This window comes from Sulfitobacter noctilucicola, assembly GCF_000622385.1.
In the GTDB taxonomy this organism is placed as follows: Bacteria; Pseudomonadota; Alphaproteobacteria; order Rhodobacterales; family Rhodobacteraceae; genus Sulfitobacter; species Sulfitobacter noctilucicola.
Window position 1 is genome coordinate 1,473,867 of sequence record NZ_JASD01000008.1, and the last position, 21,379, is coordinate 1,495,245.

Consider the following 21,379-nt stretch of genomic DNA (forward strand, 5'->3'; position numbering starts at 1 on the left):
CTGAAAGACTGAAAACGGAGCGACCCCATGTCGAACGATACATCTCGCAGGAGCTTTCTTACCAAAGGGCTTGCCGCAGGTGCCGCCGCCACTGTTGCGACCGCGGCAAAAGCCGCGACACCAGACCCTTTGATAACTGAAGTACAGCCTTGGGCACAATCCTTTGGCGACGGTGTGGACGCCACGCCTTACGGTCTCCCGACCGCGCACGAAGGCGATGTGATCCGCCGCAATGTTGAATGGCTGACGGCAGATACGGTCAGCTCGATCAATTTCACGCCGATCCACGCGCTTGACGGTACAATCACACCTCAGGGCTGCGCGTTCGAGCGTCACCATTCGGGCGCGATTGATCTGAAGAAAGAAGACTACCGTCTGATGATCAACGGCTTGGTGGATAACCCGCTGGTGTTCTCTTATGCTGATCTTGAGCGTTTCCCGCGTCAGAACCACGTCTATTTCTGCGAATGCGCGGCAAATACTGGCATGGAATGGGCTGGCGCACAGTTGAACGGGGCACAGTTCACCCACGGCATGATCCACAATATGGAATACACCGGCGTACCACTGCGCACGTTGCTTGAGGAAGCGGGCCTCGACACCGCTGGTGATCTCAAGGACAAATGGGTTTTTGTCGAAGGGGCCGATGCGTCCTCGAACGGGCGTTCCATTCCGATGGCAAAGGCGCTGGATGATTGCCTGATCGCCTTCAAGGCGAACGGTGAAGCGCTGCGTAAGGAACACGGATACCCTGTGCGTCTTGTTGTGCCCGGTTGGGAAGGCAACATGTGGGTCAAATGGATCCGCCGGATCGAGGTGATGGACGGTCCCGTCGAAAGCCGCGAGGAAACCTCTAAATATACCGACACGCTCGAGGACGGCACCAGCCGCAAGTGGACATGGGAGATGGATGCGAAATCTGTCGTTACCAGCCCTAGCCCGCAGTCACCGATCACCCATGGCAAAGGCCCGCTGGTGGTCTCTGGCCTTGCATGGTCCGGGCGCGGTGCAATCACCCGCGTTGATGTGTCCAAGGATGGCGGCATGACATGGGAAACCGCACGGCTGGCCAAGCCAGGTGAAAAGATGGCGCTAACGCGGTTCTATCTGGATACCGAATGGGACGGTTCGGAAATGATGCTGCAAAGTCGTGCCATGGACGAAACCGGATATGTGCAGCCGACCAAAGCGCAGTTGCGCGAAGTGCGCGGGCTGAATTCAATTTACCACAACAACTGTATCCAGACATGGCTGGTGCGCGCCAACGGGGAGGCGGAAAATGTCGAAGTTTCTTAAATCAACGGCCATCGCGGCGTCCCTTCTGATGATCGCTGTGCCTGCCATGGCCGGCAAGCTGGGCTTGGGCCGGACCGCACTGCCAGAAGAGATTGCCGCATGGGACGGCGATATCAGCCCCGATGGCACAGGCCTGCCTGTAGGCTCCGGTGACGCGATGGACGGCGAAGAGATTTTTGCCGACCAATGTGCCGCCTGCCACGGCGATTTCGCCGAAGGGATCGACAACTGGCCCAAACTCGCAGGCGGTGCCGATACGCTTGATCACGAAGATCCGCTGAAGACGGTCGGTTCCTACTGGCCCCATCTGAGCACGGCGTATGACTACATCAAACGTTCTATGCCCTACGGCAATGCAGGCACGCTGAGCGATGATGAAGTCTATGCGATCGTCGCTTATATCCTCTATTCCAACGACCTGATCGATGACGACTTCGTTCTGTCGAACGAAACGTTTTTTGATGTCGAGATGCCCAACGCTGACGGCTTTATCATCGATGATCGCGCAGAGACGGAATACGCCCAGTGGTCTGGTGAGCCTTGCATGGAGAATTGCAAGGAAGGCGAAGTCAAAGTCACGATGCGCGCGATGGTGCTGGACGTGACACCCGAAGAAGAGGGCGCATCAGAGGCAATTGAGGAAGCGGCAGAAGTGATGGAAGTCACCGCCGCTGCCGAAGAACCGGCAGCAGAAGAAGTCGCCGTCGTTACGGAAGCAGCGTTTGATCCTGATCTGGCTAAGGCGGGTGAGAAGGTGTTCCGTAAATGTAAATCCTGCCACCAGATCGGTGAAGGCGCAAAGAACCGCTCTGGCCCTATCCTTACCGGCATAGTTGACGGACCAGCAGGCGCTGTTGACGGCTTTAAATATTCCAAACCGATGAAAGCCGCGGCAGAAGGCGGCCTGATCTGGACCGAGGATGAACTGGCGGCATTCCTTGCCAAGCCCAAAGGCTATATGAAAGGCACCAAGATGTCCTTTGCCGGTCTCAAGAAAGAAGACGACCAGAAAGCGGTGATCGAATACCTGAAGTCGGTCGGGAACTGACTTGTGATCCCACGCTTGCACATCCTATCGGCCCTCGCTGCATCCTTGCTCGCGGGGGCTGCTTCTGCAAATGAATTTGGCGATCCCGAAAAGGGTGCCGACATCTTTAAGCAGTGCAAATCATGCCACCAGATCGGCGAGGGGGCCAAACACCGTGTCGGGCCGCACCTCAACGGTATTTTTGGACGCGCCGCGGGGTCCATGGAAGATGCCAAATACTCCAAAAGCATGCTAAGGGCTGGCGACGATGGTCTGATCTGGACCGAAGAAACGCTGGACGCCTACATAGAAAACCCCAAAGCGCTGGTGTCAAAAACACGGATGAGCTTTCGCGGGATCAAGGACCGCGAAGAACGGTCTCACCTGCTGGCCTATCTTCGCGCCTATTCCGATAATCCGGCGGATATTCCAGAGGCGGAGCCGACAGCGACTGGTACGGATCATGACCTGGATCCCGCGATTCTGGCCATTCAGGGCGATCCCGAATACGGTGACTACCTGTCTAGCGAATGCAAGACCTGTCACCAGACCAGCGGTGCAAACGATGGCATCCCCGGTATTACCGGTTGGCCGACCGAAGATTTCGTGGTGGCCATGCACGCGTATAAAAGAAAGCTCAGACCCCACCCCGTCATGCAAATGATGGCAGGCCGGCTGTCTGACGAAGAGATCGCGGCCATTGCCGCGTATTTCAAGGACCTCGAATAAGAGGCCATTTTAGGGAGGAGATAATTATGAAACTCAACAGACGTGTCTTTATCGGCACCGGTGCTGCGGCTGCGGCTGCATTGAGCGCACCGTCAGTATTTGCGGACGGCCATGGCAAACCCCGCGTTGTTGTCGTGGGTGGCGGGGCCGGTGGTGCAACTGCCGCGCGCTATATTGCCAAGGACAGCAAGGGCGAGATCGCCGTAACGCTGATCGAACCTACGCGCATGTATTATACGTGCTTCTTTTCGAACCTCTATTTAGGGGGCTTCAAAGAGATGGACGATCTGGGTCATAGCTATGGCACACTTGCGGCAAACGGCGTGAATGTCGTGCATGACTGGGCCGTTGGTGTGGACCGCGACGCAAAAACCGTTTCGCTCGCCTCGGGTGGCTCTGTCCCATACGACAAGCTGATCCTCAGCCCCGGCATCGACTTTGTTGATGGTGCTGTCGAAGGCTGGGATGTCTCTGCACAAAATGCCATGCCACATGCCTATAAAGGCGGATCACAAACCGAGCTTCTCAAGGCGCAGCTGATGGCTATGCCAGAAGGTGGCACCTTTGCCATGGTGGCACCGCCAAATCCGTACCGCTGTCCCCCCGGCCCATACGAGCGGGTGTCGATGGTCGCGCATTACCTCAAGGCCAACAATCCGACAGCCAAGATCATCGTTGCAGACCCCAAGCCAAAGTTCTCCAAGCAGGGTTTGTTCCAGGAAGGGTGGGCGAACCACTACGAGGGGATGATCGACTGGATCGGCGAGGACTTCGGTGGCGGCAACGTCTCAGTCGATCCTGCCGCCATGACCGTCACCATCGACGGCGAGGTCACAAATGTGGATGTCTGCAATGTCATCCCGGCCATGAAGGCGGGCCACATCGCTGAGGTTGCAGGCGTCACAGACGGCAACTGGGCACCGGTCAATGCCGCAGATATGTCCAGCAAGGCTGATGCCGACATCTATGTGCTGGGCGATGCGTCGCAGCAGGGCGATATGCCAAAATCAGGCTACTCCGCCAATTCGCAGGCCAAGGTGTGTGCCAACGCGGTGCGCGGTGCTCTCACGGGGTCCAAAGTGTTCCCGGCCAAATTCTCCAATACATGCTGGTCGCTTATCGACACAAACGATGGTGTGAAAGTGGGTGCCACCTATGAGGCGACGGATGAAAAGATCGCCAAAGTAGACGGCTTTATCTCCGCAACAGGAGAGCCAGCCGATCTGCGCAAGGCAACGTACGAGGAATCCGAAGGCTGGTATGCCGGGATCACCTCCGACATGTTCGGCTAGAAACTACGGCGCTGTTTTGACACAGGTCAAGGAAGCGCATTCCGAATCCGGTCAAAGTGACCCGCAAACAGGAGGACAATATGACCAGATCATTCTTGATGGCGACTGTACTGGGCGGCCTAATGGGCGTTGCAGGTGCTGCAATTGCCGAAGACACCTCAACGGTCTACGAGTTCGACGGCAGCTTTGAGGACGCGACCTTTAGCGTCGAAAGCGCCATTGTGGGTCAAGGGCTGGTCATTGACTACGTGAGCCACACGGGCGAAATGCTCAACCGGACTGCTGGCGACGTTGGCAGCTCTGTGAAGCTGTTTGAAGCAGCCGACATCTTTGTCTTCTGCTCTGCGGTTCTGTCCCGCAAGGTGATGGAAGCCGACCCGATGAATATCGCCCACTGTCCCTACGGGATTTTCGTGGCGGAACGTGAAGACAAGGTCATGGTGGGATACCGCAACTACCCGCAAGGCCCGATGCAAGAAGTACAGGCGCTGCTCGATACCATCGTGCAAGAGGCCGTGGGGGACTGATGAACTACCAGAATTTCTTTACCGGCGCGCTGGATGATCTGCGCGATCAGGGAAACTATCGCGTTTTTGCCGATCTCGAGCGTCACTGTGGCTCTTTCCCCAAAGCAACCGCACGCGGCGCTGATGTGGCGAACGTCACCATCTGGTGCTCGAACGACTATCTGGGCATGGGACAGCATCCGTCGGTTCTGGGCGCGATGCATGACGCGCTCGACCGTTGTGGGGCGGGTGCAGGTGGCACACGCAACATTTCTGGCACAACCCACGATCACGTCCTGCTAGAGGCCGAACTGGCCGATCTGCACGGCAAAGAAGCTGCACTTCTTTTCACGTCCGGCTACGTCTCGAACTGGGCGGCCCTTGGCACGCTTGCGGGCCGCATCCCCGATTGTGTGGTGCTGTCTGATGCGCTCAATCACGCCTCCATGATTGAAGGCATCCGCCATTCCAAAGCGGAGCGCATGATCTGGAAGCATAATGATCTGGAAGACCTGGAGGCCAAACTGGCCGCACTGCCTCTGGACCGCCCCAAGCTTATCGCGTTCGAGAGCGTGTATTCCATGGACGGCGATATCGCCCCGATCCGCGAAATCTGCGATCTGGCCGATAAATACAACGCCATGACATACCTCGACGAAGTACACGCCGTTGGACTTTACGGGCCGCGCGGTGGCGGGATTGCAGAACGCGAAGGGCTGATGGACCGCCTGACCGTCATCGAAGGCACACTTGGGAAGGCGTTTGGTGTTATGGGGGGCTATATCGCGGCCTCGGCAGCGCTTTGCGATTTTATCCGCAGCTTCGCGAGCGGCTTTATCTTTACCACGGCATTACCACCTGCAGTGGCCGCGGGCGCGGCCGCCTCGATCCGGCACCTCAAAGCAAGCCGCGCAGAGCGTGATTTGCAAAAGGCCAAGGTGACCGAAGTCCGCGCGCGGCTTGAGGCACTGGGCATCCCCCATGTCGATAACCCAAGCCACATCATTCCCGTGATGGTCGGCGATCCGGTCAAATGCAAATACATCTCTGATGTACTGCTTAAGGAATACGGCATCTACATCCAGCCGATCAATTATCCCACGGTGCCCAAAGGAACCGAACGATTGCGCATCACACCGTCGCCGGTTCATACGGCGGAAGACATTGACCATCTGGTAGGGGCCTTGGGACAGCTTTGGGAATATTGCCAACTGGCCCGCATGCCACTCGCCGCACAGTAAATCAAAACAACGCCCAGCGTTATCTGCGACCCGTCTGATCCGATCAGGCGGGTCGCGGTGTTTTGGGCGTCGCGTTGCCCGCCTGTACGATCCACTGCGTGGCAACCGCGCCGACCCACATGGACAGCAGTGCAAGCCAGGCCGTCAGCGCAAAGATCGCGCCGCCCGACATGCCCGCACCTACGGCACAGCCGCCTGCCAGCATGCTGCCAAACCCCATCATCACACCGCCTACCAGATACCGCTCCATCGGGGTCTCAGCTTCAAACCGTTGCAGCTTGGCTTCCTTGTTCCAGACCGCCATGACGAAAGCACCAAAGAACACTCCCGGCACCAGCCCGGACCCGAAGCTGATCGGCAGATACCGTTCGTTGACAAAACCCATCAGCGTATCGGCGGATGGTCCGGTAAAGGTGATGGAAGAGATCGCGATGACTTCGAAAGAGGCCTGAGCGATGGCATAGGTCACGATCCACCCCAAAGACACGGCAACGCCCACCAGAACGGCCGCTATAATTTTACCCGCACTGTTTCGATGGTGATGCGCGAACCAGATAGCCAAGCCAAGCCCAAGGACGGCACAAAACGCCACAATGGTCGATGGCACACCCGAAAGTGACAGCAGGCTGCGCGAAGGGCCACCTTGAATGGTCCAGAGCGCGCTAAGGTTTTCGCGTAGAGGTGACAGCACACCGCGCAATGCGGCCTGTGCGGTGAGCGTCAGGACCAATCCGGTGACAATCGCCCGCAAATTGCCCGTGGCGGACAAGACCAAAAGCCTGCTTGCACAGCCCCGCGCCAATATCATGCCGGACCCGAACAGCAATCCACCCAGAATTGCGCCTGACAGGCTCCCTTGGGTTGCCAAAGGACGTGCGGCGGAGACGTCAAGCACACCGAATGATATCGCCGATTGCACACCCAGGACTGCCGCGCAAAAGGCAACGAACCAGATGGCGATCCGCGGGCCCCACATGTTTTGCGAAAACTCGATGGTCGCGGCCCGCAGGCAAAACCGGGAATGTTGTGCCGCAGCTCCGAACAGGCAACCGATCAACAAAGCAGAGACGAAAAGGACTGGCCCTTCGCCAAAGGTCTCAAGCAGGTTTTCCATCATACATCGCCCATAGCCGCGTTTCGCTGAACCTAGGCGGTTCGGCACCCAATTTCTTTGACGTGGATCAAGGGGTGATGAGGCGTGAAAACTCTACTCGAATTCCATCTGTTCATAGACGCGGCCCGCATTCTTGGTGGCCAATTCTTCGTAGGTATCCAGATGCGCATATGGCGTCTGATCGACATAGTAAGCCTCTGACAGATCGCCGCCATTCTCCAGATGCTCGCCAATCTTTCCGCGCAAATAGACCAGATAATCGAGCGTATAGCGGCGCACCTGATCCATATTGGTGGGGTGACCGTGGCCGGGTATGACGTAGGTCGCACCCAGCGGCTCGAACGCGTTCTCCCACGTTTCGATCCAGTCGGCTGTATAGGTGTGATCAAAGATCGGCAACATTCGTTCGTGAAACGCCACATCGCCCGAGATGACAAGGCTTTGCTGCGGCAACCAGACAACGATATCACCCGGACTATGCGCTGGCCCCAGATAGCGTGCCTCGATCTTGATATCACCCAGAGACGCGTCAAAGCTGTCCTCAAAGGTTTCTGTCGGGGCCACAACTTCGGTCCCTTCGGCGCGGTCCTTCAACCGCCCCTGTGCGCCGCTCAATGATTGCGGTCCGTATTCTGCAAACTCCGCCGCGGCATCCGAATGGGCCACGATCTTGACGCCTTGCTCCGCCCAATAGCCGTTGCCAAGCATTGCATGACCCTGACCGTTCTCGGTCAGCACCAGCTTGACGGGCTCATCCGTTACGACCTTGATTTCGTCATGCAGTGCCTTGGCTAGCAGGTAGGACCCGCCGCTGTTTACCACCACGACACCATCGCCTGTCACGATAAAGCTCAGATTATTGTTGTGACCTGCATTGTCATAAGTCGAAGGGGCCGTAGCACCGATCGCAGAGAACACATGCGGGATTACCTCAACAGGTTTGGAGTAGAGCAGGGAGGCCGGATATTGGTCCGGAATATCCTCACTGGCGAGCGCGGGCGCTGCGATGAGGGTGCAAATCAGTGCAATAAAGCGCATCTTTATGCCTCCGCCACAAATGAATAACCGTCTGCGGTCTTGTCCACATATCCGATGCCGTTACCCATCAGGTGAAAGCCGATGACGCGGGTTTTATTATGGGCCAACTGGTCCATCAGAGACATACGTGTGGCCGCTGCGGTTTCCGGATCCTGATCCGAGCCGGACAGCCACTGAGGCCGTGCAAACGCCACGTGATCATTGCCGATACTGTCGCCCAGGATCATCACGCTATCGGATCCCTGACTGATTTCCAGCGCCATATGTCCCGGTGTGTGTCCAAAGGTCGCCCGCGCCGCAACACCCGGTAGTACCTCGTCCCCATCGTTAAAGAAACTCATCCGTTCCTTAATCATATCAAGTCTGCGTTGCGCCCCGACCGCGAAAGAGACGCGGGCTTCCTCGATCTCGTCGACAGTATTGGGGTTCATCCAATAGTCCCACTCCGCCTGACCCATCAGGTAATTGGCTTGCGTGAAAAGCGGGTCATCAAAGTCGTCCAATAGCCCCCAAAGGTGGTCGGGGTGGGCGTGCGTAAAGACAACATCGGTCACGTCTTCGGGTGCCACACCAAGCGCGGCGAGACTGTCGAGCACGATGCCGGAGTTCGGAGAGAAATCAGGCCCCGATCCCACATCAAAGAGCACCACCTTGTCGCCCTGCCGCATGAGCGTCACGTTGCATGGTGGTGTCAGAACCTCGGGTGACTGGCCCAGCTTTTCCAGCAAAGGCATCAATTCGTCCTGCGGCATCGGATCAAAGATAAACCCGCCCGGCAGGGTCAGGGATCCGTCGCTCACCACATCGATCTGGATATCGCCAAAGCCCAATTGAGCATGTGCCGTTGAGGGCAAAAGACCGGTTGCGTGGGTTGCCAGCAGCCCGCCTGCGCCCGCCATGAACTTACGCCGTGTGACCATCTGCTTTCCCCTTCATTTATTCCGTTGTTTGAATATGAACCAATGTACCGCACGGGGCAAGCGTGATGATGATCGTAACGAAACTGGCGCTAATGTGACGGTTCGGTGAGTATCTTTCATTTGCCATGCCGACATTTGCGCGTCACATCACAGTTATGGAATTTGTATTCGCATATCTCGCCGGTTTGCTCACGCTGATTAACCCCTGCGTTCTTCCGGTTTTGCCGATCGTACTTGTCTCGGCGTTGAACGCGACCCGTTGGGGCCCTGTTGCCCTTGCCGCGGGGATGAGCGTGTCCTTTGTCACTTTTGGCGTGCTCGTCACCGCATTCGGCTCCACCATTGGTCTGACCCAAGACCGTCTGGCGCAGATCGGTGCCGTACTGATGATCCTCTTCGGGCTGATCCTTGTCGTGCCGATGTTCTCGCGCCGCTTCGAGATGGCGACAGCTGGCGTCGCATCGGGCGCTGACATGCAAATGAACCAGATGGACGCTTCGGGCCTCAAGGGTCAGTTCACAGGTGGCCTGCTTCTGGGGGCTGTCTGGTCTCCTTGCATTGGCCCAACGCTGGGCGGTGCCATAGCACTTGCCTCTCAGGGGGATAATCTGGGCTATGTCACTCTTATAATGGTGTTCTTTGCCATGGGGGTTTCGACGCTCATCCTCGGCCTTGGTCTTGGTGCACGTGAGGCGATCCGCACCCGCGCCCAGATGCTGCGCACACTGGCTGAAAAATCCAAACCGATCCTCGGCGTGACCTTCATCGCTGTGGGTCTGATGCTCTATTTCCAACTGCACCACATCATCGAAAGCTGGGCGCTGGATGTCATGCCGATCTGGCTGCAAGACCTCTCGGTCGCCCTCTAATCCTCAAGGAGACACCTTATGAACCGTCGTACCTTTATCGTTACTGCCGCTGCGGCTGCCTCTGCTGCGATGTTGCCACGCTTTGCCTTCGCCGCTGACTATGTCGAGTATACACCCGGCGTGATCGAGGCCGCTTTGGCTGAAGGAAAAACCGTCTTTGTTGACTACTCCGCCACATGGTGCGGCACCTGCAAGCGTCAGGAACGCGTGATCGAATCCTTGCGCTCTGCTGACCCCGCCTATGACAAGGCGATGACATTCGTGAAGGTGGATTGGGACACCTACAAAAATGCCGATGTCACCGTATTCCGCGAAATCCCCCGCCGCTCTACCCTGATCGTACTGCGGGGCGAGGATGAGCTGGGGCGCATCGTGGCAGGCACCTCTGAGAAGGATATCAAAGGACTGCTTGATACCGGCCTTTGATCTCAACGCACGAGTTGTCGGGCGCGCCACTTGCGCCTGACAGTTTTGCCTGCTTTCCTGCGGTCTGAGATGTGCAACCAAGCAGGGAAGACAACAAATGAAGATGATCAAGCTTGGTCCTGACGGCCCCCAAGTCTCTCAGTTCGGCATTGGTGCGATGTCTTTTGCAGGCATCTACGGGAACGCGTCAGAGAACGACAGCCATGCCGTGCTCGACGCGTGCCGGGCTACCGAAGTCAGCCATATCGACACATCTAACGTCTATGGGAATGGCCGGTCGGAGGAGATCATCGGCAGTTGGTTCGCCGCCAATCGCGGTGCGCGCAACGAAATGGTGCTGGCGACCAAGGCAGGGATCACAGGCGAAGCGGAGAGGCGTTTCAAAAACGATGCGGATTATCTCGAGGCGTGCCTCGATGAGAGCCTCAAGCGGTTGGGCGTCGATCATGTTGATCTGTTCTACATCCACCGCTTTGATCGCGCCCACAGCATCGAAGACGTGGCAGGTACGCTCAAGCGCCTGATCGACGCGGGCAAAACGCGCAGCGTTGGCTTGTCCGAGGTTGCGCCAACCACCCTACGCCGTGCCTTTACCGAGTGTCCCATCGCTGCCGTTCAATCGGAATATTCCCTATCCACCCGCGCGCCGGAATTGGGGCTTACGCAGGCCTGTGCCGAAATGGGGACCACGCTTGTCGCATTCTCACCGGTGGGTCGCGCCTTCCTGACAGATGCGCCGTTTACCTATGAACACGGGCAGTCGATGGCTTTCACGAAATCCAATCCGCGCTTCATGCAGCCGAATTATGACGCGAATATCGAAGCGACAGACAGATTTCGCGCCCTTGCCGCCGATATGGGTGAACCTGCTGCCGCACTCGCCATCGCGTGGCTGATCGCCAAAGGGGACCATGTGCTGCCGATCCCGGGGACCAAAAACCTTGATCACCTGTCAGAGCTGGTGCGTGGCACCCAGATTGAATTGAGCGGAGAAGACTTGGCCCGCATCGAACAGGCACTGCCTGTGGGCTGGGCGCATGGCGACCGCTATACAGCCGCACAATGGGAAGGGCCGGAGCGGTACTGCTAGGGAACCGCTCCAACGCGTTAGAGAATTTGCATCAACAAAGCTCGGGTGTTTTCCTCGGTCATTTTGACCGGATTGCCACCTGTGCTTGGGTCTTTCAACGCATCCGCGACCAGACGGTCAACATCGGCATTTTCAACACCCAGTTCCGAAAGCCTGGTCGGAATACCCATTGACGCGTTCAGGTCATCGACGAAGGTGCAGAACCCGTCGAAGCCGCCCGAAATCCCGAGGTAGGCGGCAGCCTGATCCATGCGGGTTTCAATCTCGGGCTTGTTGAACTGCAACACTGCGGGCATGCAGACTGCATTCGTGGTGCCGTGGTGGGTGTGATAGATGGCCCCAATGGGGTGCGAAAGCGCATGAATGGCCCCCAGACCCTTTTGGAAGGCTGTTGCCCCCATGATTGCGGCCGACATCATATGCGCACGCGCCTCAATGTCTGTGCCGTCTGCATAGGCGCGGGGCAGGTACTCCTTGACCAAACGCATGCCTTCAAGCGCCATGCCTTGGCTCATCGGGTGATAATGCGGCGAGCAATAAGCCTCCACACAATGCGCGAACGCATCCAGCCCAGTGCCTGCCGTGATGAATCCGGGCATGCCAACCGTCAGCTCGGGATCGCAAATCACAACCGTCGGCAGGAATTTCGGGTGAAAGATGATCTTCTTTTCTTGAGTCTCGGAATTCGTAATCACGGATGCACGGCCCACTTCGGAGCCGGTGCCAGCAGTTGTTGGAACGGCGACGATGGGCGCGATCGCGTCCGCATCCGCACGGGTCCACCAGTCGCCGATATCCTCAAAATCCCACATCGGCCGCGTCTGGCCCGCCTGAAACGCCACCAGCTTTCCAAGGTCCAGACCGGAGCCGCCACCAAAGGCCACAACACCGTCATGCCCGCCATCGCGGTAGGCTTTCACACCGGCTTCGGCATTCTTTTCATTCGGGTTCGGGTCGACGTCCGAAAACATCGCACGGCCAAGACCGGCAGCTTCCAACAGATCGAGCGTGCGGGTGGTGATCTCCATTCCCGCCAAACCGCGATCTGTGACCAGCAGCGGCCTTTTGATGCCGGCAACAGCACAGGCATCCGCGATTTCAGAGATACGGCCCGCGCCAAAACGGATCGCGGTAGGATAGGACCAGTTTGCAGTGAGGTTCATGAGATCAGGCTTTCTTGAGGTGATATGATTTCGGGCGGGTCAGGTTGTGATACCCGATGACAGACAATCCGCCCCCGCGCCCAGTGTCCTTGCATCCGGTCCAGCACAGACCGGGATCAAGGTAATCCGCACGGTTCTGGAACACTGTCCCTGTCTCGATCTGGTCCCCAATCGCTTCGGCACGTTTGCTGTCTGAGGTCCAGACAGAGGCGGTCAGCCCGTAATCGCTGTCGTTCATCAGCGCGATGGCCTCTGCATCATCCTTGACGGGCATGATGCCGACAACAGGACCAAAGCTTTCCTCGCGCATCACATCCATATCGTGCGTCACACCTGTAAGGATCTGCGGCATAAGGTATGCTCCCCCGTCTTGCGGAAAGAGCGCCGGATCGATGTGGGCCGTGGCACCTGCTGCGATTGCATCAGCGGTTTGTTTGCGCACCGCATCCGCAAAACGCACCTGCGCCATTGGGCCCAGTGTCGTTTCTTCCTCCAGCGGATTGCCCAGCTTGTAAGCGCTGACAATCGCGACTGCTTTTTCGACAAAGGCGTCGAAATGCTGCTCTGCCACATAAATCCGTTCGATCCCGCAGCAGCACTGACCGGAGTTGAACATCGCACCGTCGATCAATGTATCGACCGCGGCATCAATATCAGCGTCGTCGCAGACATAGCCGGGGTCTTTGCCGCCGAGCTCAAGCCCAAGACCCGTAAAGGTGCCTGCTGCCGCTGCCTCAATGACTTTGCCGCCGCTCACCGAACCGGTGAAGTTTACAAAGCCAAACGATTTTGCCGCGATCAGATCAGAGGTGGTCTGGTGATCCAGAAACACGTTTTGGAATACGTCCTCCGGCACGCCCGCCTCATAAAACGCCTGCGCCATTCGCTCGCCCACAAGCGGCGTCTGGCTTGCGTGCTTCAGCATCACGGTATTGCCCGCAATCAGGGCGGGGGCGACAGTATTGATTGCCGTCATGTAAGGGTAGTTCCACGGGGCCACGACAAGCACTACACCATGGGGCACCCGCTTGATCACACGGCGAAAATTGCCGCTATCTTCGATGACCAGATCGGCCAGCGCGTCCTGCGCGATTTGCGCCATGTACGTGGCACGCTCGTTAAACCCGCCAAATTCACCGCCATAGCGGACGGGGCGGCCCATCTGGTGTGCGATCTCTGGCACGATTTCATCGTTCATTTTGCCAACATTAGCGACACCGGCCATCACCAGCTCCGCCCGCTCTGCTACGGTCAAACCAGCCCAGGCTGGCTGCGCAGTACGGGCCGTATCGACTGCGGCGCGGGCCTCAGCACCACTTAATGGTGTGCGTTCGGCATAGACGGACCCGTCAATGGGAGAGACACATCTGATCATTTGTTCAAGCCCTTTCAAAGCCGCGTGCGATTTCCCAATCGGTTACAACGCGGTCAAATTCTTCCTGCTCCCACTCAGCACAGCGCGTGTAGTGGGTGATAACTTCCTCGCCGAATGCGTCGCGCAAGAACGCGGAATTCCGCAAGGTTTCGGTCGCTGCACGCAAAGTCTGCGGAATATCCGCTGCTTTCGCGTCTTCATAGACATCACCGGTTGTCGCCGGTGCCAGCGTCATCTTGTCTTCGATTCCCTTGATACCTGCGGCAAGCATCGCGGCCTGCGCCAGATAGGGGTTCAGGTCGGACCCGCCGATACGGCACTCGACGCGGACGCCTTTGGTGCCGTCGCCACAAAGGCGGAAGCCAGCGGTACGGTTATCCACGGACCAGACGGTTTTTGTCGGTGCAAAGGTGCCTTTGGCAAACCGCTTGTAGCTGTTGATATAGGGCGCGAGAAAGAAGGTGTAATCAGGCGCATAGGCGATCAGACCCGCCATATAGTGTTCCATCAGCTTGGACATGCCCAGCTTGGCACTCTTGTCATAGAACGCAGGCTGGCCGTCTTTCCAAAGCGACTGGTGCACGTGAGAGGAACTGCCAACACGGTCCTTGTGCCACTTGGGCAGGAACGACGCGGCATGGCCTTGCTGCCATGCGATTTCCTTGATCGCGTGCTTTGCGATTGTGTGATGGTCAGCGCAGTCCAACGCATCTGCGTAGCGGATGTTCAGCTCTTCCTGCCCCGCCTCCGCTTCGCCTTTGGTATTCTCGATGGGCAGACCGGCCGCGAACAAATGATTGCGGATTGGCCGCATCACGTGCTCTTCCTTGGAAGTCTGCAGAATGTGATAATCCTCGTTATAGCCACTGATTGGCGTGAGGTCCTGAAAGCCGCCTTTGCGGATTTCCTCAAAGCTTTTCTCGAACAGAAAAAACTCCAGCTCCGTTGCCATCATCGCGTCAAAGCCGAGCGCTTTGAGCCGTTTGACCTGCTTTTTCAACATGGCGCGTGGATCGTGCGGCACAGGCGCGTGCGTGTGGTGGTCCAGTATGTCGCAAAGCACCATCGCAGTGCCTTCCAGCCACGGCATAGGGCGGATCGTGCTCAGATCGGGGGCCATGATGTAATCGCCGTAACCCGTCTCCCACGATGTGGATGCATAGCCATCAGGCGTTGCCATCTCCAGATCGGTTGCCAGCAGATAGTTGCAGCAGTGCGTTTCCTTGAACGATGTCTCTACGAAATTCACGGCATGAAACCGCTTGCCCATCAGGCGGCCCTGCATGTCCACAAAGCAGGCCAGAACGGTGTCGATCTCGCCGGATTTCACAGCTTCTTTCAAAGCATCAAAAGTCATATTCGCGGTCATCGGAGGCATCCTTTGTGTTGGCAAGGCGCCCCTGAACAAAGGGACGCCTCAAGATTGTCTTCGCGCAATTTACTCGAAGTTGTAAGGGGCACCGGCTTGGTTGATTACGCCGTTGTACTCTTTGAAGATGTTGACGATCTTCTGGTGTACTTCACCTTCCTGCGCCACTTCTTCCCAGAACTCCTTGGCCGCGTTTTCGACTTCGGCCCATTCGCCGGCAGGGACAGAGCGTAGTTGCAGTTTGTCACCGTTTGCACGCAGTGCGGCTTCACCGCCCCAATACCACTGGTTACGATAGGTGTGGCCAGCCTCGGTGCCCGCCATAACGATCGCTTTGAGGTGCTCTGGCAGGTCTGCCCAACGCTCTTCGTTGACGAACCATGATCCGATCCATGCGCCCGAGATGTTGTTGGTCAGGAAGTAATCGGTCACATCGGCCCAGCCCACGGTGTAGTCTTCGGTGATGCCCGACCACGCCATACCGTCAAGCTCGCCCGTCTGCACAGCAACTTCGGCATCCTCGTAAGGGATGTTCACCGGCACGACACCGAACTTCGACAAAAAGCGACCGGCGGTGGGGAAGGTATAGAGTTTCAGACCATCCAGATCGGCAACCGAAGTGATCTCCTTTGTGGTGTTGAAGTTGCAAGGGTCCTGACCCGCCGCGGACAGCCATTTAACGCCGACCTTCGCGTATTCTTCTTCCCAGATTTGTTTCAAACCGTACTGGTTGAACAACACAGGCACGTCGAGGATGTGCTTGGTCGCGAACGGGAAATACCCGCCGAACTGCTGCAACGGCGTGGGTGATGCCATGGAATCGTCGTCGGAATGCACGCCGTCAATGGTGCCGCGCTGCAATGCCTGAAACAACTCGCCTGTTGGCACGATCTGGTCTGCATAAAACAGCTCGATCTCCAACTCGCCGTTTGCCGCGGTGTTGATGTAGTCGATGACCGGCTTTGTTACATGCTCACCCAAAGCTGAACCGGCATAGGTCTGGAAACGCCATTTGATGGCTTCCTGTGCACGTGCGATTGAGGGCGCGGCAAGCGTCGCGGCACCGGCAAGACCCGCATTGCGGATGAAGTTACGTCTGGTTGTCATGTCGTTCTCCTTGTTGAAATTGAGCTCCGTTAACGGAGTTCTTATGGTTAATTCCCGTAAATAAGTGTCGGCAGCCAAAGTGCGATCTGCGGAAAGACCATGACTGTGATCAGGGCAAATACCATCACGGCGACAAACGGTCCGATTGAGCGGTAGATGTCCTGAATCGAGATTTCCGGCGGGGCCATCGCCCGCATGAGGAACAGGTTATAGCCGAAGGGCGGCGTCATATAAGCAATCTGACAGGTGATCGTGTAAAGGATGCCGTACCAGATGAGGTCAAACCCCAACGCTCCGACCAGTGGCACATACAAAGGTGCGACGATGACCAGCATCGCTGTATCATCCAGAAAGGTGCCCATGATGATAAATGAAAGCTGCATCAAGATCAGGATCACCCAAGGGTTCAGGTTCAGCCGCTCTGTGAACAGGTTTTCAATCGCCTTGACCGCACCCAGACCGTCAAACACCGCGCCGAAAGCGAGGGCGGCAAGAATGATCCACATGAACATACAGGTGATGCCCAGCGTATTGCGCACGGAATTTTCGAATACTTCGCGGGTCATCCGGCCCTTGAGCACAGCAGCAAGGAATGCCGCAATCGCACCAATGGCAGAGCTTTCGACCAGCGATGTCCAGCCATTCACAAACGGCACCATCATCACCGCAAAAATACCCAGCGGCAGCACACCTGCCCACAGCAACCGCAGTTTTTCGGCACGCGGGATGTCGCGGTCTTCGGGTGGTAATACAGGCCCCAAGGACGGGTTCAGCCGACACCGGATGGCGATATAAGCGATGAACATTGCGGCCATCATCAGACCCGGCACCACACCTGCGAGCCACAACTGTCCCACCGGCTGACGTGCGATCATCGCGTAAAGAACAAGGACGACCGAAGGCGGCACAAGGATGCCAAGCGATGATCCCGCCTGGATGACCCCCGTCACCATCCGCTTGTCATACCCGCGCTTCAACAGCTCCGGCAGCGCGATGGTCGCACCAATCGCCATACCTGCCACGCTTAGGCCGTTCATTGCGGAAATCAGCACCATCAGGCCAATCGTCCCGATGGCCAGTCCACCGCGCAGGCCACCCATCCAGACGTGGAACATCTTGTAAAGATCATCCGCGATTTTGGATTCCGACAGCACGTAGCCCATGAAAATGAACATGGGCAGCGTAAGCAGCGGATACCACTTCATCAGCTTCATCGCGGCGGCAAACCCGATGTCAAAGCCACCCCGGTCCCCCCAAAGTAGCAACGCTGCAACAACAGCGACAAAGCCGATTGCACCAAATACCCGCTGGCCCGTGAGCAGCATCAGCATCATCGTCGAGAACATCAGTGTAGCGATTAATTCATAGGGCATCAGACAGGTTCACCCTTCAATCGCAACACGTCTTTAAACAACTCCGATACGCATTGCAGCAGCATCAGGAAAAAACCGAGGATCATCACAACCTTGATGGGCCAAAGATAGGGCCGCCAAGCGGAGTTTGACCGTTCCATCGTGCCGATCTCTTCCGATCCCGTGATAACCCCGAACAGGAAGGAAAATGGCTCGGACTTCCAATAGCCTAATGAATAGGCGGTAGAACTCACCGCGCCGTAAAGCAGCACGCACAGATAGAAGATCAAGAAGCATACGGTCAGCAAATCGAACCACGCTTTGCGCTCAATCGACCAGTCGCCATAGAGCAAGTCCATGCGCACGTTCGACCCCAGCTGGATCGAATACGGCCCGCCAAGAACATAGTAGCCGACCATCACAAACTGCGCCATTTCCAGCGTCCACAGCGTCGGGACAAAGAATGTCTTGCTGATCGAGGACCACAAAAGCACCCCCATCAGCGCAAAAATGCCGTACATCGCGATGCGCCCCACACGGCGGTTCACCGCGTCCACGCCGTTGATATACCCGCGCATCAATCCGAGCATGATGTCGCCTTCTCAAGCTGTGCCACCGCAGCGGCCACCCAGCCCGAAAGCTCCAGCGCGATCTGTTGTTGTGATTGCTGATCCAGCAGCAGATCATTGCGCACTTCGATCATCACATTGGGGCGCATGTTACGTAGACCATGTTCTTTCAATGTATGGGTAACACCATCTTCCGGTCCGTAGGGCGCGTTGCGCTGCACGTTATGCACACTGTGCTCCGCTGCACTTTCCAGCATTGCATCCGCCAACCTTGTGTCGCTGTCATGCAAGATGCCAATTTCAACATCCCGCCGCTTGCCATGGTAGACAGGCGTAAAGCTGTGGATCGTTACTAGGGTCCCATCAGGCCGCGCTGATATCGCCTTGGCTACTGCTGCACGGAAAGGCTTATAGTAAGACGCGGTACGGTCGGTCCGCTCGGCCAAAGACACATCCGCATTGCCCGGAATGGCGAAAATCTCGCTCTGTGCAGGCATCGCACCTGCGGCTTCCGGTGGGCGGTTGCAGTCATAAACCAGTCTGGACACACGCGAAGCCACAAGTACCGCATCCAGTTCTGTCGCCATGATCCGAGCCACCGCAAGTGCACCCGGATCCCACGCCGCGTGACTGTTCAGCGCGTCAGCGTCCAGCCCGAGGTTGTTGAATTCCGGTGGGATAAACGGGCTTGCGTGCTCACAAACCAGCACGACAGAGCCAGCGCCGCCGGGGTTTATCACCTCGACCACTTCGTCTGATGTTTGCTGGTTTAACTGATTCATATCGGCCCCTTGTGCACAAAGGTCTTGCCATAGGGGGCAACTGTCAACAGAATTGTGAAATATTTATCACACCTCGCGCGACCTTGATAAATTTATAAGCAAATGGCGGAGGCATCAGATGTCTGAAGAAATGCTCACCATCTCGGACCGGATCCAGCACAAGCTGGATGACCTGACCCGCGCCGAGCGACAGTTGGCCCTTTCGATCCTTGAGAATTATCCGGCATCGGGTCTTGGGCCACTGACAGCCCTTGCAAAAGACGCGGATGTTTCCGTGCCAACAGTCGCGCGCATGGTGCAAAAACTTGGCTATAAAGGGTATCCGGAATTTCAGGCAGAGCTGCGCGAGGAGTTGCGCGCCAAAGCCAAAAATCCAATCGCCAAACACGACACATGGGCAGAGGCGGCACCGTCGGGCCATATGCTTAATCGCTTTACCGAGGCGGTAATCGACAATATCCGGCACACGCTGGGTCAAATTGATCCGATAGCATTCGACGCCTCTTGCGATCTGGCAGGCGACACGGACCGGCATCTCTATATCGTTGGCGGGCGGATTACCCACACGCTGGCCGAGTATCTCTTTTTGCACATGCAGGTGATCCGTCCCAACCTGACCCATGTACAATCAACATCCAACTCATGGCCGCATTACCTGCTGAACGCGCAAGAGGGCGACGTCTTTATCATCTTCGATGTGCGACGATACGAGAACAACACGCTTAAACTGGCTGAAATGGCGCACGCACGCGGGGCAAAGATCATTCTGTTTACTGACCAATGGCGCAGCCCGGTGCACCAACTCGCGACCCACAGTTTTTCCAGCCGGATCGTTGTTCCATCGGCATGGGACAGCGCCGCAACCACCATGCTGTTGGTCGAAACAATGATCGCGGCCGTGCAGAATTTGCATTGGGAGGAAACCAAAGAGCGGATGGAAGAGCTGGAAGATATGTTCGACCAGACCCGCTTGTTCCGCAAATTCACCTGATTGCCTCCGCTGCCCGGCGCACAACTCTTGCAAGAATGATGTTTTGAGAGCAGGCTGCGCCGACAAAAAAGATAAACAACCAACGGGAGAAACCACATGCTGCACAAACTGAAATCAACCGCTCTCGCGGTTTTGTTGGCGACGGGGCTTGCCTCCGCGCCCTCTGCCCAAGAGCTGACGTTCTTTACCATCGGCACAGGCGGTACGTCGTTTACTTATTATCCGGTGGGCGGTGTAATCGCGAACGCGATTTCGAAACCGCCGGGTTCTCGCGAATGCGGGCAGGGCGGCAGCTGTGGTGTGGACGGTTTGATTGCCTCTGCTGTGTCGTCGCGCGGATCGGTCGATAATATCAACGCCATCATGTCCGGCTTGCGCAACTCAGGCTTTGCGCAGTCTGACGTTGCCTATTGGGCCTACACCGGTACCGGGACGCAAGAGGGCCAGCCAGCGGCCACCGACCTGCGAACCATTGCTGCGTTGTTTCAGGAACATATCCACCTCGTCGCGCTTGAAGGTTCGGGCATCAACGGTGTTGCGGATCTTGCGGGCAAACGTGTGTCTGTCGATGAGCCCGGTTCCGGCACCTATGTTGATGCACAACTGATCCTCGGTGCCTTTGGTCTGGGTCTGGATGACATCACGGAAGAGAACCTCAAAGGCAGCGATGCCACGGATGCGCTGCGCAACGGTCAGGTTGACGCGCTCTTTATCGTGGCGGGCTATCCAACCGGTGCGTTGGTTGAGCTTGCCTCTGCTGCGGATATGAAACTGGTCCCGATTGAGGGCGAAGGCGTGGATAAACTCACGTCTGAATACGGTTTCTTCGCATCCTCCGAGGTTCCTGAAGGGGCTTATGAAGGTGTTGCGGCAGCCGCCACTGTCGCCGTGGGCGCGCAGTGGTACACCAATGCGTCCGAGGACGAAGAGCTGATTTACAATATCACCAAAGCGCTCTGGAATGACGAAACACGCACGCTTTTGGATGTGGGTCATGCAAAAGGCGCATCGATTACCAAGGAATCCGCTTTGGCGGGTGTCGGTGTTCCGTTGCATCCGGGAGCAGAGCGTTTCTACAAAGAAGCGGGCCTTCTGGACTAAATCTAACTTAAGCATCGGGCCG

At 57.0% G+C, this 21,379-nt stretch carries 21 protein-coding genes; 11 read left to right on the top strand and 10 right to left on the bottom strand.

Annotated features, from left to right (window positions below; translation table 11 throughout):
* Positions 1–27: 27 nt before the first annotated feature.
* The 6 genes from soxC (at position 28) to hemA (ending at position 6,091) form a co-directional block, all read left to right on the top strand.
* A complete protein-coding gene (soxC, locus tag Z946_RS0110965) occupies positions 28–1,296 on the top strand; it encodes a sulfite dehydrogenase (protein ID WP_025055780.1) in 1,269 nt (422 codons plus the stop codon).
* Complete coding sequence (locus Z946_RS0110970; protein WP_025055781.1) at positions 1,280–2,344, top strand: c-type cytochrome; 1,065 nt, start codon at positions 1,280–1,282, stop codon at positions 2,342–2,344. The genes soxC and Z946_RS0110970 overlap by 17 nt, the downstream gene beginning before the upstream one ends.
* A 6-nt stretch (positions 2,345–2,350) precedes the next feature.
* Complete coding sequence (locus tag Z946_RS0110975) at positions 2,351–3,052, top strand: c-type cytochrome (RefSeq protein ID WP_446459036.1); 702 nt, start codon at positions 2,351–2,353, stop codon at positions 3,050–3,052.
* A gap of 26 nt (positions 3,053–3,078) precedes the next feature.
* Positions 3,079–4,344 carry an NAD(P)/FAD-dependent oxidoreductase gene (locus Z946_RS0110980; RefSeq protein ID WP_025055783.1) on the top strand — a complete coding sequence of 422 codons (1,266 nt, stop codon included), beginning with the start codon at positions 3,079–3,081 and terminating at the stop codon, positions 4,342–4,344.
* A 122-nt stretch (positions 4,345–4,466) separates the two neighbouring features.
* On the top strand, positions 4,467–4,871 hold the full coding sequence (locus Z946_RS0110985) for a DUF302 domain-containing protein (RefSeq protein WP_037969632.1): 405 nt from the start codon (positions 4,467–4,469) through the stop codon (positions 4,869–4,871).
* Positions 4,871–6,091, top strand: a complete 1,221-nt coding sequence (hemA, locus tag Z946_RS0110990) for a 5-aminolevulinate synthase (protein WP_025055785.1) — start codon at positions 4,871–4,873, stop codon at positions 6,089–6,091. Before Z946_RS0110985 ends, hemA begins: the two co-directional genes overlap by 1 nt.
* A 43-nt stretch (positions 6,092–6,134) precedes the next feature.
* Here the strand turns inward: hemA and Z946_RS0110995 are convergent, their stop codons facing one another.
* The 3 genes from Z946_RS0110995 to Z946_RS0111005 form a co-directional block, all read right to left on the bottom strand.
* Positions 6,135–7,205 carry a YeeE/YedE family protein gene (locus Z946_RS0110995; protein ID WP_311733213.1) on the bottom strand — a complete coding sequence of 357 codons (1,071 nt, stop codon included), beginning with the start codon at positions 7,203–7,205 and terminating at the stop codon, positions 6,135–6,137.
* 93 nt (positions 7,206–7,298) lie between these two features.
* Positions 7,299–8,243, bottom strand: coding sequence for an MBL fold metallo-hydrolase (locus Z946_RS0111000; protein ID WP_025055787.1), 945 nt, complete (start codon positions 8,241–8,243; stop codon positions 7,299–7,301).
* Positions 8,244–8,245: 2 nt separating this feature from the next.
* Positions 8,246–9,163: an MBL fold metallo-hydrolase gene (locus Z946_RS0111005; protein WP_025055788.1), complete on the bottom strand. Its 918-nt coding sequence runs from the start codon at positions 9,161–9,163 to the stop codon at positions 8,246–8,248.
* A gap of 155 nt (positions 9,164–9,318) precedes the next feature.
* Between Z946_RS0111005 and Z946_RS0111010 the strand changes: the two genes are divergently transcribed.
* The 3 genes from Z946_RS0111010 (at position 9,319) to Z946_RS0111020 (ending at position 11,548) form a co-directional block, all read left to right on the top strand.
* On the top strand, positions 9,319–10,032 hold the full coding sequence (locus Z946_RS0111010) for a cytochrome c biogenesis CcdA family protein (protein WP_025055789.1): 714 nt from the start codon (positions 9,319–9,321) through the stop codon (positions 10,030–10,032).
* An 18-nt stretch (positions 10,033–10,050) separates the two neighbouring features.
* Positions 10,051–10,458 (top strand): thioredoxin family protein, encoded by a 408-nt coding sequence (locus Z946_RS0111015; RefSeq protein ID WP_025055790.1) that lies wholly within the window; start codon positions 10,051–10,053, stop codon positions 10,456–10,458.
* Between the two features lie 97 nt (positions 10,459–10,555).
* On the top strand, positions 10,556–11,548 hold the full coding sequence (locus Z946_RS0111020) for an aldo/keto reductase (RefSeq protein WP_025055791.1): 993 nt from the start codon (positions 10,556–10,558) through the stop codon (positions 11,546–11,548).
* A gap of 17 nt (positions 11,549–11,565) precedes the next feature.
* Here the strand turns inward: Z946_RS0111020 and Z946_RS0111025 are convergent, their stop codons facing one another.
* From Z946_RS0111025 to Z946_RS0111055, 7 genes are all read right to left on the bottom strand, one after another.
* Entirely contained in the window at positions 11,566–12,711 is a 1,146-nt protein-coding gene (locus Z946_RS0111025) for an iron-containing alcohol dehydrogenase (protein ID WP_025055792.1), read from the bottom strand.
* 4 nt (positions 12,712–12,715) lie between these two features.
* Entirely contained in the window at positions 12,716–14,086 is a 1,371-nt protein-coding gene (locus Z946_RS0111030) for an aldehyde dehydrogenase family protein (RefSeq protein WP_025055793.1), read from the bottom strand.
* Positions 14,087–14,090: 4 nt separating this feature from the next.
* A complete protein-coding gene (locus tag Z946_RS0111035) occupies positions 14,091–15,455 on the bottom strand; it encodes a glutamine synthetase family protein (protein WP_025055794.1) in 1,365 nt (454 codons plus the stop codon).
* Positions 15,456–15,524: 69 nt separating this feature from the next.
* Entirely contained in the window at positions 15,525–16,562 is a 1,038-nt protein-coding gene (locus Z946_RS0111040; RefSeq protein ID WP_025055795.1) for a TRAP transporter substrate-binding protein, read from the bottom strand.
* A gap of 47 nt (positions 16,563–16,609) precedes the next feature.
* Positions 16,610–17,935, bottom strand: a complete 1,326-nt coding sequence (locus Z946_RS0111045) for a TRAP transporter large permease (RefSeq protein WP_025055796.1) — start codon at positions 17,933–17,935, stop codon at positions 16,610–16,612.
* Entirely contained in the window at positions 17,935–18,504 is a 570-nt protein-coding gene (locus Z946_RS0111050) for a TRAP transporter small permease subunit (RefSeq protein WP_025055797.1), read from the bottom strand. The genes Z946_RS0111045 and Z946_RS0111050 overlap by 1 nt, the downstream gene beginning before the upstream one ends.
* Entirely contained in the window at positions 18,492–19,265 is a 774-nt protein-coding gene (locus tag Z946_RS0111055) for an N-formylglutamate amidohydrolase (protein WP_025055798.1), read from the bottom strand. The genes Z946_RS0111050 and Z946_RS0111055 overlap by 13 nt, the downstream gene beginning before the upstream one ends.
* A gap of 118 nt (positions 19,266–19,383) precedes the next feature.
* Here Z946_RS0111055 and Z946_RS0111060 point away from each other — a divergent pair, with 118 nt between their 5' ends.
* Together Z946_RS0111060 and Z946_RS0111065 are read left to right on the top strand one after the other, a co-directional pair.
* The gene (locus Z946_RS0111060) at positions 19,384–20,256 is read left to right on the top strand and encodes a MurR/RpiR family transcriptional regulator (protein WP_025055799.1); all 873 of its coding nucleotides are present in this window, start codon (positions 19,384–19,386) and stop codon (positions 20,254–20,256) included.
* 96 nt (positions 20,257–20,352) lie between these two features.
* On the top strand, positions 20,353–21,357 hold the full coding sequence (locus Z946_RS0111065; protein WP_025055800.1) for a TAXI family TRAP transporter solute-binding subunit: 1,005 nt from the start codon (positions 20,353–20,355) through the stop codon (positions 21,355–21,357).
* Positions 21,358–21,379 lie beyond the last annotated feature (22 nt).